13 protein-coding genes are annotated in these 12,558 nt (G+C 48.6%); 2 read left to right on the top strand and 11 right to left on the bottom strand.

The annotated features are described in order from the left end of the window. The first annotated feature begins 17 nt into the window (after positions 1 to 17). Positions 18 to 362 carry an Hpt domain-containing protein gene (locus A10D4_RS02960; RefSeq protein WP_008487638.1) on the top strand — a complete coding sequence of 115 codons (345 nt, stop codon included), beginning with the start codon at positions 18 to 20 and terminating at the stop codon, positions 360 to 362. A gap of 43 nt (positions 363 to 405) precedes the next feature. Here A10D4_RS02960 and arcA read toward each other — a convergent pair whose 3' ends face one another. From arcA to A10D4_RS02915, 9 genes are all read right to left on the bottom strand, one after another. Further along, positions 406 to 1,128, bottom strand: coding sequence for a two-component system response regulator ArcA (gene arcA / locus A10D4_RS02955; RefSeq protein ID WP_008487637.1), 723 nt, complete (start codon positions 1,126 to 1,128; stop codon positions 406 to 408). Between the two features lie 195 nt (positions 1,129 to 1,323). After that, positions 1,324 to 2,910 carry an ATP-binding protein gene (locus tag A10D4_RS02950; protein ID WP_237738519.1) on the bottom strand — a complete coding sequence of 529 codons (1,587 nt, stop codon included), beginning with the start codon at positions 2,908 to 2,910 and terminating at the stop codon, positions 1,324 to 1,326. A gap of 155 nt (positions 2,911 to 3,065) precedes the next feature. Continuing rightward, the gene (locus A10D4_RS02945; RefSeq protein WP_008487635.1) at positions 3,066 to 4,067 is read right to left on the bottom strand and encodes a class I SAM-dependent methyltransferase; all 1,002 of its coding nucleotides are present in this window, start codon (positions 4,065 to 4,067) and stop codon (positions 3,066 to 3,068) included. A gap of 89 nt (positions 4,068 to 4,156) precedes the next feature. Then, a complete protein-coding gene (locus tag A10D4_RS02940) occupies positions 4,157 to 5,863 on the bottom strand; it encodes a DUF342 domain-containing protein (protein WP_008487634.1) in 1,707 nt (568 codons plus the stop codon). 220 nt (positions 5,864 to 6,083) lie between these two features. Continuing rightward, positions 6,084 to 7,097, bottom strand: coding sequence for a succinylglutamate desuccinylase/aspartoacylase family protein (locus A10D4_RS02935; RefSeq protein WP_008487632.1), 1,014 nt, complete (start codon positions 7,095 to 7,097; stop codon positions 6,084 to 6,086). 5 nt (positions 7,098 to 7,102) lie between these two features. Beyond that, on the bottom strand, positions 7,103 to 8,008 hold the full coding sequence (gene rimK / locus A10D4_RS02930) for a 30S ribosomal protein S6--L-glutamate ligase (RefSeq protein ID WP_008487630.1): 906 nt from the start codon (positions 8,006 to 8,008) through the stop codon (positions 7,103 to 7,105). 2 nt (positions 8,009 to 8,010) lie between these two features. Further along, the gene (locus tag A10D4_RS02925) at positions 8,011 to 8,427 is read right to left on the bottom strand and encodes an ATP-dependent zinc protease family protein (protein WP_008487629.1); all 417 of its coding nucleotides are present in this window, start codon (positions 8,425 to 8,427) and stop codon (positions 8,011 to 8,013) included. A gap of 26 nt (positions 8,428 to 8,453) precedes the next feature. Continuing rightward, entirely contained in the window at positions 8,454 to 9,290 is an 837-nt protein-coding gene (locus A10D4_RS02920; protein WP_008487628.1) for a mechanosensitive ion channel family protein, read from the bottom strand. Beyond that, on the bottom strand, positions 9,287 to 10,093 hold the full coding sequence (locus A10D4_RS02915; protein ID WP_008487627.1) for a hypothetical protein: 807 nt from the start codon (positions 10,091 to 10,093) through the stop codon (positions 9,287 to 9,289). Before A10D4_RS02915 ends, A10D4_RS02920 begins: the two co-directional genes overlap by 4 nt. A 100-nt stretch (positions 10,094 to 10,193) precedes the next feature. On the opposite strand from A10D4_RS02915, the gene A10D4_RS02910 reads away from it, so the two are divergent. After that, complete coding sequence (locus A10D4_RS02910; RefSeq protein WP_008487626.1) at positions 10,194 to 10,931, top strand: EAL domain-containing protein; 738 nt, start codon at positions 10,194 to 10,196, stop codon at positions 10,929 to 10,931. A gap of 7 nt (positions 10,932 to 10,938) precedes the next feature. Here A10D4_RS02910 and A10D4_RS02905 read toward each other — a convergent pair whose 3' ends face one another. Together A10D4_RS02905 and mutH are read right to left on the bottom strand one after the other, a co-directional pair. Further along, entirely contained in the window at positions 10,939 to 11,652 is a 714-nt protein-coding gene (locus A10D4_RS02905) for a DUF2982 domain-containing protein (protein ID WP_156812071.1), read from the bottom strand. A 77-nt stretch (positions 11,653 to 11,729) separates the two neighbouring features. Then, positions 11,730 to 12,419, bottom strand: a complete 690-nt coding sequence (gene mutH, locus A10D4_RS02900; protein ID WP_008487624.1) for a DNA mismatch repair endonuclease MutH — start codon at positions 12,417 to 12,419, stop codon at positions 11,730 to 11,732. Positions 12,420 to 12,558 lie beyond the last annotated feature (139 nt).

The following is a 12,558-nucleotide window of genomic DNA, read 5'->3' as shown; positions in this document are numbered from 1 at the left end:
ATCTGGCGGAGTGGTTCATGAGTGACGTATTAGATACCGAATTATTGCAACAATATCTGGATGCGCTGGGTAGTGAAGGCTTACAACAAACGGTTGTGACTTTCGAAAAAGTTATCGGCGAGTATGTCAATTTAATGGCCGGTGAATTGAATGCGCAAAATGAAGAAGGATTGCGCCGGCAAGCGCATAAGGTGAAAGGCGCTTGCAGTTCGTTGGGATTATTAGTGCTAATGGACGATATGAAGCATCTGGAAAAAGCCGAGTGGCAGTGGCCAGAGGCTTACGAGCTATTACAGCAATGGCCGCAAAAAGTACCAGAACATTTAGCCATTTTAAAACAGTGGATAGCAAAACAGGGCTGAGCAACGCTCAACCCTGTTTATCAATAATAGCGCTCGTTTCGGTTTAGTTTTGCTCGACGTTTACGTCGCCGACAAAGCGATAACCTTCGCCGTGAATCGTGGTAATTAAATTAGGCGTTTGCGGGTGTGACTCAAAATGCCGGCGAATACGACGAATTGCTACATCCACAGTACGGTCATTTGGACGCAATTCGCGATCTAACATGCGCTTCACTAATGTCTCGCGGTCCAAGATGCGACCTGGGTTAGATAAAAATAACTCCAACGCGCGGTATTCACTTTTTGGTAGTCGGAACATTTGTCCGTCTGGCGAGAATAGGCAGCGGCTATCGCCGTCTAAGCGCCAGCCCGAGAAATGGAACTGCTGACTACCGGTGGCCAACGCTTGTGGCGTTTTGCTCGCTTCGATGCGACGGTACAGGTTACGTACGCGAATGGTTAATTCTTTCGGGTTGTAAGGTTTGCTGAGATAGTCATCGGCGCCTAACTCTAAAGCCAATAGGCGATCATCTTCGCTATCACGGCCAGTCAAAAACACCAAGCCAATGTTGTCTCGTTCGCGCAACGACTCTGCCAATTCAAGGCCATTTTTACCGGGTAAGTTGACATCCATGATGACTAAGTCAACCGGTTGCTGCTGCATGATATTTTCCATCTGCAAACCATCGGCCGCGTCATAGACCTCATAGCCTTCCTGTTGGAATAAGCGAGTTAGGGTTTGACGAGTTACGACCTCATCTTCCACGATTAATAATTTGGCAGTCATATCAATTATCCAGTAGCGCGAATGAAAATCTCATAACAACGTCATTTTACAACATTATTACGGCAATCAGTAGACTATAACTTTTGTACCAACGTTGGCAATAGAGACAACGTTAAAGCGCGCTTTTGAGTCGGTAAGCGCGCTAAATTTTCAACTTAGGGCGTAAATGGTGACGATTTAGCATCTTTTAAAGGCCTAAGTTTTAATTTTTACAGGAAAACGAATTACAAATTCTACACCATAATGTTCTTCACTAAAAAAGTGAATGCTGCCGTTCAACACTTGAGTCACCAAGTTATAAACCAAGTGCATACCCAGACCGCTGCCGCCAGCACCGCGTTTAGTCGTGACAAAGGGATCAAAAATACGACGTCGAATATCAATAGGTACGCCACAACCATCATCACGATAAGTAATTTCTAATTCGTTACTATCGGTAAGGCAGTAGGAAATATCGATAGTTCCAGTATGCTTTCCTTCAAAGCCATGCAACATCGAGTTTTGTATCAAATTCATCAACACTTGGTTTAGCGGGCCGGGTTTGGTCACCACGACTAAACTCTCATCGCAATGTACATTGATTGGAAACTGTTCTGGATCGCGCAATTTAGGTTTCATTGACAACAATACATCATCCATAAACTGCCGTACCGGAATTTCACGGTCAATTTCGGAGGTTTGGTCTACCGCGACTTGTTTAAAGCTGGTTATCAGCTCGGCGGCGCGCTGCAAATTGCGATAAATGATATCGAGATTTTGTTCGCTATCACTTAAAAAGCGCGTAAAGTCGCTGGTTGATACTTGTTTGTTATCAAATTTCTGCTGCATCACTTGCAGCTTGTCCTGCAATAGGGTTGAAGCCGTCACCGACAAGCCAATTGGGGTATTAACCTCGTGCGCAATACCCGCCACCATGTCGCCTAACGATGCCATTTTTTCCGACTCGACTAACTGGCTTTGATACTGATGTAGTTGTTCCAGTGTCTTTAATAACTCTTGGTTCGCTTCTTTCAGCGCTTGCGTACGCTCGCTAACTTGTTTTTCCAATTCGGCGTTGAGTGTACTGGCTTCATGCTCAGCTTGTTTTTGTCGGCTAATATGCTTCTGAATACGACCCAGCATAGTATTTACCGCATGACTGATGCTATCGAGTTCGCGCAAATTCGATTGCGGTAGACGTAAGGAGTAATCTTTGTCACGCGCGATTTGCTGGATCACCGATACCACATCGTCGATTGGGCGGGTAATATTTTTGAGTAGCTGAATGGTTAGCAATGCACTACAAATGAGGGTCAACACAAAAACGGCCAGCGACAGCAATACCGAGCGCGTCATAAAGGAATTCAGTTCATCCAAGGAACCGCGTAAATAAATATAACCGACGACATTGCTGTCCAGTAAAATAGGCTCGGATATTTCGATATAACTATCGCTGACCTTTGGCGTTTGCAGCGCTTCTACTTGTGAGAACTTAGCCGGAATCGGTGTGAGTCCACGTTTGTTGTAACTGGCAAAAAACGTTAGCTCACCCGATACATCGTCGTAACGATAGACATGCACGTATTCAATAAAACGGCTACTACGTAGTGCTTGCAAGCGCTGGCTTTCGGTCTCACTGTCATCGAATACGATAGTCGATAACGCGTTAAAAGCACTCAGCTCGGCATAGGCTTGTGAACGTTCTAACAGAGATTGGCGGTAATTGTCGGCTTGGTTGACGATGTTAACGGAAAAAGCTACCAACAGCGCGATTGCAGTGACTAAAACTACAATAATTAACAAGCTTCGCTTAATCGAACTGAATTGAATCACCGAGTCATCGATCCTTTTACTGGTGAGTAGCCGCTTGACGACTGATCCACTGCTTAATGATGTCAGTGTAAGATAATCTCAAAAACATCGCTGTACGCCATTTATAATAGCTGAATCCCCCAACATTAACGACGAATACCGCGATATACAGCAAAGCGGCTGTCAGCGGCGAGGGTTTCACAGTGACCAAAGTGTTGTTCAATGTGTTTTGGCCAAGGCAAAAAGCGGTTTGCGACAATGAACAATTGGCCGCCTCGATGAAGATGTTGATGACTTTCGCTGATAAATTGTTCCGCAATACTGTAATCGGTAGCTAAGCCACGGTGAAAGGGCGGGTTACTGACGATAACGTTAAAGCGTTCTGTGTGCGCGACTTCTCGCAGGCCATCGCTGAGATAAAATTTGCTGTTGCCGGTGTCGCTCGCGTTACATCTCGCAGCCGCTATGGCGAGTGGGCTGACATCCAAAAAACTGACTTGTGTCACCGCTGTTTGGCGTTGCGCAAAGCAACCGATGATGCCTGTACCGCAAGCGAAATCGAGCACGCTACCTTGTAACGGCGGCAACTGCTGGAGTAACAACCGAGTTGCTGCATCAACACCCGTTTGGCTGAACACGCCTGGCAGGCTGCGTAGCGTCAGCGCTGGTTCAATACCATCATAAGTGAGTGTCAACCAATCCTGTTCGAGTGGATAGCGGCTTGGCTGCAAGCTGGCGCTGGCTAATACACAATGATTACCTACCGCCGTTTTTTGCAGGTCAGATAGGATTGTTGGGGGCTGTTTCAACAGGCGTTGAATACCACTGCGTTTTTCGCCGACAAGCCAGATACGAGTAGGCTCTTCGGCCAGCATTGCCAATTGCCGTAGTAAGTAAGCTAACAGCGCTTTTTCTTTGGGCACATAGAGCAACACTTGTTTGCAAGGAAGCCGTTGCCAATGCTCAGATAAACGTGCGCAGCATACTCCATTAGCCCATGATGTTTGAAATCCTGCATGCAACAACCAAGCTGAGTTATCGGTGGTGGCTAAATCATTGTCGGCGGGGTTGACCACCAAGGTGGCTTGATCGCGCCAGGGTTGCTGTGGTTGGCGTTGTAATAAGCGGCTGGTATCGGCAATAGTCATGCGGTGCTAGTTAACTCAAGGAGCAAACCGTTATTGTACTGGTTCAAACGCCACAGCCCAAGCACATTTGCGTACTCATGGGATGGCGATTAACTGTAACTATCAACGCGCAATTCGCGACCATCTAACAACAGCACGGTAGGTCCACGAGCTTCACGCAAGCGTAACCGCTCTTGTAGATATTCTGCTTGTACATTGGGATAAGCATGCTTAGTCGCAACGGCCTTTAATTGCGGTCGTGGCGGTTCTATAGCCAGCAATTCCTTGATGCGGGCTTGCACCTCATGTAAACGCGCCTGACTGGCGGGTAACTCTTGTTGCAGTTTACGGCGAAATTGTACTTGACGGTCACTGGCTTCCATTGTCTGAATGTTGTGGCTAAGTACCGATAGCTTGCGCAGATGCGAGACAATGTTAGCCAACTCGGTACGTAGAGAGCCCAACTCTATTTCTTCAGGGCTAGCGATATTTGGAACCAGAAATAGAATACGTGTTTTAGCTCCAGCGGGAGCGCCCATTTGTCCACAATACAAATCGGAGGTCGTTTCTACTAAGCCACCAACTAACTTACCTTTAGCGGCTTTACCCTCGCCGCCAAAACAGACGGTGCCTTGGCTAACAATATGGCAGTGGGTGGTTTGTTTATCGACGATCACGCCGCTGTGTCCGACCAACTTGGCATATTGAGCATAAGACACCCAGACCGAGCCGGCCGCAACCACATTGGTGCTCAACGTCGCGACGCTGTCGTCATCTTCATGTTCAGCTAAAATACTCTCGTGCTCATCCAGCTGCTTACCGATCACGCCCTTACTGACAGTTATGCTGCCGTCAGCGTGTAATTCGGCAGCATCAACATAACCGGCAATGGTAATATCGCCACCAGCCTTAACTCGCATACCTTCAGCGACATTACCGCTAACAATGACACTGCCGGTAAAATCAATATGCCCGGTGCTCACGTCAACATTGGTCAGCGATAGCACTTCATCAACGTTGGCACTGTTGTCGTTAAAGGTGGGAATACCAACGCGGTCGGCTAATAGTCGCAAATTGTTTTCTGGATCGACGACCACACCGTTGCCCGCGCTGAGCTCACGATCTTGGCCATCGCTAGCTTCTAACTTTTGTCCTTTCACGGTAAAGCCGTGTTGGCCTTTGGTTGGTGGTAGTTTTTCTAGAATGGCTTGGCCTTCGTTTACCGAAACCAATTTACCCAAATCGCGCATATCGACGCGACCACCCTCGCGCTCTTGGGGTCTTAGGACACGCTTACGAGCATCATCGACAAGCGGTTTGAAGCGGGCATCTAAACCATTAATCGGGCGCTTGCCCTTAGCGATAACAATCGATAGCGGTTCATGGCAATTTTCGCCTTGGCTATGTGCTAATAGTTGGTCTATCGCAGGGCGTTGAATACCGGAGGTTACGCCGGCGTTGCGCAGTGCTTGTAGCACTTGGCTTTTGCTGAGTGAAAGTCCACCCTCTCCTTGTGAAAAGCGGGCTTCGGCCGACATGCCGTCGTCTGCTACTTTAATTTCAACGCGGGCATCTGAATCTTCAGCGATAACATACTTAAAGGCTATTTTGGGTTTTGGGGTGCTGTTAAAATAGCGCTGCATTTCGCTGTAACAGTCATGGAAAATGGCCGCACTGCGACGCCGGCTTCGAGCGTAATCCGATGCCGTAAAGAGTTGCTCCAGCGCCTCTACCGTGACGTTTTCTATCGCGGTAGATGGTTCTGCCTGCAAGTAAATACTCTTATCCTCGCGCGCGAGGCTGATGCCTGCAACCATGCCGAATCCATGCGAAGTACATTATTATTGTTATCGACGCTTACACGGTAAACTGAAGCCAAGCTAAAGGCTGATGTTAGATAAGCGCTTATTTATTGCGCAGTTTAACAGAAGAAATGCTATAGCAGAAGTTGTTTTGACGTTAATTGACGTCGGCGTAAACTGAAGCTTTGTTAGGGTGATTGTCGCGGTGAATAGTACGACAATCACCGCAACCCGGTTACAACGGTTTACCGTCGTAGGTTTCGCTAAATACGTCGACGCTCTCGGCGGCATCGTCGACCACCTCGGCATCAAATTGAGCGATATTGAATAAGGCTTCACCCTCATTAGCCACTGGAATATTGGTGATACCAATAAGAATGCCATTCACTAACGATTTAATCGGATAGGTTTCCTCACCATGTGGGTTAACGGTTTGTGCGATGACTTGGCCTTTGTTAATCACTTGTCCCAATTCTACCTTAGGAATAACCAAGCCATCGCGCTCAGCACGCACCCAAGTTGAGCGGTAGGCAACCACCGGAGTGACCCGTTTACGGCGCCGGCCTTTGATCATTTTTAACAGCCGCATAACGTTTTCGACACCGTTAACACCAGCATTTATGGCGGCATAATCAAAGCGCAGGGCTTCGCCGGCTTCGTATAAAATCAATGGAATACCGAGCTCATTGGCTAATGAACGCAGCGAACCATCGCGGTCGCGGGAATGCAATACAACCGGCGAGCCAAATGCTTCTGCCATTGCCAAGGCGGCTTCGTTTTCGGTGTTCACGCGAATTTGCGGAAGATTACTGCGGTGAATAGCGCCGGTGTGTAAATCGATAATATGGGTAGCACTCTTAACCAGTGTTTCACTGAATAAATACGCTAAACGGCTACCTAAAGCGCCGCGTTCAGAGCCGGGAAAACAGCGATTGAGGTCGCGGCGATCAGGTAAATAACGAGACTGCTGAATGAATCCAAAAACGTTGACTACCGGTACGATGATCAGCGTGCCGTGTAAGGTCTTTGGATCGACTTGGCTCAGTAATCGCCGGCAAACCTCCACACCGTTCAATTCATCGCCGTGAATAGCGGCGCAGACTAGCAGCGTTGGGCCTTCTTTAATGCCATGAAATACTTCAGCATGCAGATCCATCGGTGTGTCATTATATAAACGTGCAGCAGGAATGCTGACGCTATGCCTTGAGCCAGGGGCTATGCGCTGGTCCGCCAGCTGGAACGCTTTCATCTCGGTCAGCCTCGTCCTTTCGTGCGGGTGCGGTTGGCTTTCGCATTTTTCTCAATAAAGCCAATAATTTGTTTGGCCACATCTTTACTGGTCGCCGATTCAATACCCTCTAAGCCCGGCGAAGAGTTGACTTCCATCACCAGTGGTCCGTGATTAGAACGCAGAATATCCACCCCGGCAACGTTTAAACCCATGGTCTTGGCCGCTTTAATCGCGGTCGCGCGCTCGGCGGGTGTAAGCTTGACCAGTGAGGCACTGCCGCCACGGTGCAAGTTAGAGCGGAACTCGCCTTCTTTGGCTTGCCGCTTCATTGCTGCGATGACCTTATCGCCAATGACAAAGCAGCGAATATCGGCGCCACCCGCTTCGCGAATATATTCTTGCACCATGATGTTCGCGCGCATACCCATAAACGCTTCTATCACCGATTCGGCTGCCTGCCGGGTTTCAGCTAATACCACGCCAATACCTTGTGTGCCTTCAAGTAGCTTAATCACTAGCGGCGCGCCACCGACCATATCAATTAAGTCTGGAATATCTTGTGGCTTATTGGCAAAGCCGGTGGTCGGCAAACCAATGCCTTTGCGCGATAACAATTGCAGCGAGCGCAATTTATCGCGGCTGCGTGAAATGGCTACTGACTCATTCAACGGGTAAACACCCATCATTTCAAACTGACGTAAAACCGCGGTGCCGTAAAACGTAACCGACGCGCCAATACGCGGAATCACGGCATCATAAGCGGGTAACTCGCTGCCCTTCATGTGAATCGACGATTCACGCGCGTTGATATTCATGTAACAACTTAGCGGGTCAAGGACGTCGACTTCGTGGCCCGATTGCTGTGCCGCTTCAACTAAACGACGGGTCGAGTATAAGCGTTTATCGCGTGATAAAATGGCAATTCTCATGCTTATTCTCCTAATAAATATGATGCCGCTGGGTCGACGCAAAAGCGACCACGCATGGCCTCGCGGCCCAACAACATACGGAATTTCATGGTGTCACGGTTGCTTAAAGTGACCTGAATAGGGCCGTCAAAGTCGCCCAGTTGTAGTCGCGTTTGAATGACATAACGCAATTCGATATGGCCGCCCGAATCGGTGACCTCTCGTTGATCAAAAACGCGCGCCTCAAATACGTGCTCACGATCGCTGTCTTGCTCTGGGTGAATCCAAACTTTTAACCAGTTTTCGCCATCGAGACTAAAAGGTTCGATGGCGAAAGCATGTAAACACGAGGTCTTCGCGCCGCTATCGACTTTCATATTGATGGCATCAATCGCTAATTCGGGTAATTTACCCCATTCTCGCCAACCGAGTGTTTGCATGTAAAAAATCTCCGTTACCGCTTTGACTATGGATAGGGTATGCGCGTTGTGCTGGACTCTTGTGGTAGTGCCACTTGAGTTTGCACGATGTTGATTTGGTGCTCCCGCAGAATTGCTAACACGGCATCGATGAGTCGCGCTTTAGATTCAAAAAAATCGATGCTGCGAACCCATACCGAGAATTGCGTTTCAACGCCCACTAAGCTAATACCATTACGAAAAAACTGTGGTTCTGGTTCGCGTAACACATCACGTTGGCTCGCCGCCAACTGCATGAGTAATTCATGCACCTGAGCAAGCTCCGTGGTGGGCGCGAAGTTTAAATATAAATCGACGCGACGGATAGCAAATTTTGAGTAATTAACAACATTACCTTTAATTAATGACTCGTTAGGAACCCGAACGTATAGGTTATCGAAGGTGCGTAGCTTAATCGACAGCCAGTCAATGGCAATAATCTCTCCACGGATGCCGTCAATACGGATAACGTCGCCGATTTTTAGACTGCGTTCGCTGAGTAAAAACAAACCGCTGATCAAATTGGACGCCGAGGTTTGTGAGGCAAAACCAATGGCTACCGATAAAATACCGGCCGCACCTAGCAAAATCTTACTTTCAAAGCCGAGTTCTGATAGCGCCGTTAACGAGAAAATAAAAATAATGCCGTAGGATACCGCACGTTGATAAAGAATATTTTTGTGCGTATTCGCCTGGCTATCCATGTAGCGCCGCATCGCACTGAGTAAAATTGAACGCAGTAGTAAGCCGGCGATTATCCAACCGCAGGCTTTCATCCAAGTCCAGCTGTCGGCTCGCGAAACCGAATCAACCACTTGGTCAACAACATCGACGGCAGAAATCATCCTATGATCGCCTCCAACGCGCGGAAAAAGGTACGTGAGTCAGATTTCAAACGCGCTTCGCCGACCAGCTTCGGGTTATCGGCTTTGCGACCGATGGTGCGCGCGTAATTAAGCTTTAAGGCATCGCTGTGACGCTCATTAATAATGGTAACCGTGGGCGACCAGTACTGTTGGTTGGATAACTGATAAATGGGCAAGTACATGACCGGAATGTTGAGCTTGTCGATGCGCAAAGTGCGGCTTTCTTTATTCACTACCCGCAACTCCATTAACACATGATGAGCGGCGACATCGAGCAGTTCTGGCGATAACCGTAAGTAATCAGCCGAAGCAAAGCAGACTTCACCCTCGCGGGTATTGAGTCCAAACCATGTTTGTTGCAGCGGCTCGGTTGCCATTTCGTATACCGGTTCTGGCTCGCTGTGAGGCATGGCGGGATTAATAAATAACTGCAGCGACATCGGTATGGCGGTATAAAACTGGGCTCGACTATTCCCCGGAATGGCGATGCCGCGAGTGGGTTTGACCACCACCGGTAGATGCGGTAAAACAGGTTTTATGTGGAGTTGGTGTTGCTGTTTACCCGGCACCCAGCGCAGCATATCGTCAAACTGCTCAGGTTCGCTGTCGGCTGGCAAAATGGCTAGATGTTCAACGCAAACGGTGGGGGCGTTGCTACTATAAAACAGCCACTCGTTATCCGAGCGCAATACCACCGTTTCGCTGTGACGAGTGACTACACGTAAACCTTCGCGCGGTTTTAACGTGTGCGTGTCGATAAATTCTTGCAGGGTAATAGACATCTTTGCTTGTAGGCCATTGATCCGCTTGTGGCTCTTGACTCGTTAGAATAGGCGTTCAACAATTTGACAGCAAGCTTTCGCGAATAAAAAGGAAAATCCTATGCCAGGATGTGGCCCATGCACTTGCCAACAGCGTCTTCCGTTTGACATTAAAATGGCAATGCAAGCCATTGTCGACTTGAATGCCGGGCAAATTTTTGCTCATGAAGCGCTGGTGCGTGGTAGTCAGGGCGAGGGCGCCGGCTTTGTACTAAGCCAAGTGGATGACGATAACCGCTATAGCTTTGACCAGCGCTGTCGGGTCAAAGCCATCGAGACGGCGGCGCAACTCCAGTTGCCGGCACGGCTGAGTATTAATTTCATGCCAAATGCGATTTACGAGCCAGAAACTTGCCTCGCCACCACACTAAAAGCAGCCGGACGCTATCAGTTTCCGCATCAACGTATTATTTTCGAAGTTACCGAACAGGAGTCGGTGGTTGACCGGGCCTTTCTGATCGATGTTTTTCAAGCTTATCGCGAGCATGGCTTTATGACCGCCATCGATGATTTTGGTGCGGGTTACGCGGGTCTTGGACTTCTCGCTGATTTTCAGCCCGACATCATTAAAATTGATATGAAACTGTTGCGCGATATTCATTTGCACAACGCCAAGCAAGCCATTGTTCGAGGTATCTGCCAGATTGCTAATGAGCTAGGCATCGCCATTATTGCTGAGGGTATCGAGAGCCAAGAAGAGTTGCAGTTCGTGCGTGAATTGGGGGTGTATTTAGTACAAGGTTATTTGTTTCATAAACCGCAGTTGGGGCGGCTTGATGCGCCAGCGGGTTTAAGCTAGCCAAAGCTTAGCTTAAATACTGATTCTTACTTTGCTGTAACTGCCTTAAATAATCTCTAAATTCGAACAAGTCACGATCTAACGCATTCGCGCTAATATAAAAATCATAGCCCAATAACTCGCGTAACTGCGCGGTACGAGTAGCAAATACCGCCATCACACCGCGGTATTGTTGACCGTTCGGGCTGATATAGCGCTCTGGAATATCAAAGTAGTCGCTGTAGTCATGTGCGTCAGGCAGTTGATGACGTAGCGCCATGATCAGCAGTTGCCGTTGCTCAAAGACCAAATGGTTAGCAAGACGCGGTGAAATATCAGCTAGCGCGCGGTCAATGTTGTCGACGCGAAAGGCAATATAAGGTAAATCCTCGAGCGCAAAGGGGCGCTGCACGCGTGGAATATCAAATCGTACAATGTTGTCCCAATGTAACCGCCAAGTACCTTTACGGTGTACATAATCAATCGTTTCTGGGGTGATTTTAAGGGAGTAGTCAGGCTCAAAATATTTGCCTGCCGCGAGTAATAGACTGACGCTACTAAGCAACCATAAACACAGCCAAATTAGTGTCGGCAGCGGGATTTCGGCTAACCAACAGAACGCCATAAAGACTAAGCAAAACACGCCTAATGCCGCGACCGTTAGCGCGTTTCGTTTTGTCAGCGCGGTAACATATTGCTCGGGCAAGTTCATCAATGACTGTACCAAATAAAGAATAACCACATCAGCAAGGCCCAGATGAGCATCGCTCGGATACGTTTACAAATCGGACAGTCGCGCTTAAATCGCATGTTCGATACCTAATCTTGAGGTTCTGCAAAGGCGCGTTGTAATAGCCGGCGGGTGAAGTCCTTCTTTAAGTAAAAGCCACGTGGCAGCGCCTTGATAGGCTGGCCATCGGCACCAACGGCGTCGGTTAGCACGCGACCATTTGCGGCTTTTGGCCGGAGCTGCAAGTAAACCCCATGATGGGCACTGATGGTTTCTACTTCGCCTAAACTAATTTTGTCCATATGCTCCTCCCAGTCGGCTTGTAATTGGGCATCCTCAAGTTGGTTCGGACGCCATAAAAAAGCGCTGCCGACCACCCGCTCGGCAAGCGGCACTTGGCGGCGTCCATCAATGGGTAACCATAAGACGCATTGTAGCTTATTGCGGACATTGCTGTTGAGCCAACTCAGCCCAGCGGTCGCCATCAGCGGTGCCGAACAGACAAAGGTGGTTTCCAACGGATTGCCGAGTTCATCAATCGGTAGCGTTTTTAATTCTACGCCAAGCTCGGGAAAGTCTTGCTGCGGTGTAGAGCCAGCGCTGGCACCCAAATAACGTTCAATGAGTTGACCTACCCAGCCTTTATCGCGGCGTAAGTCGGCAGGCATCACGAGTTGTGCCTGTTGCGCTAAATCGGCAAACCGATAGCCAGCCAGACTGGCGGCACGGTCAAATAATTGATCAAGCGTTTGTGGCGGATCGGGATTGGCGTCCAACATGTCAAAACGGTCTCTTTAAATTAGCATTAAGCGTTGGCTTGATAGTGCTATTGTGCAACGGGCAAGGTAAGCGACGCAAAGTTTATTGCTAACAACGCAAAGAGTTATTTGCCCAGTGCCCAGCTTTGTGGAAAAATCA

The sequence above is a fragment of the Idiomarina xiamenensis 10-D-4 genome, from assembly GCF_000299895.1.
In the GTDB taxonomy this organism is placed as follows: Bacteria; Pseudomonadota; Gammaproteobacteria; order Enterobacterales; family Alteromonadaceae; genus Idiomarina; species Idiomarina xiamenensis.
This window is presented reverse-complemented; position numbering and strand designations above follow the sequence as displayed.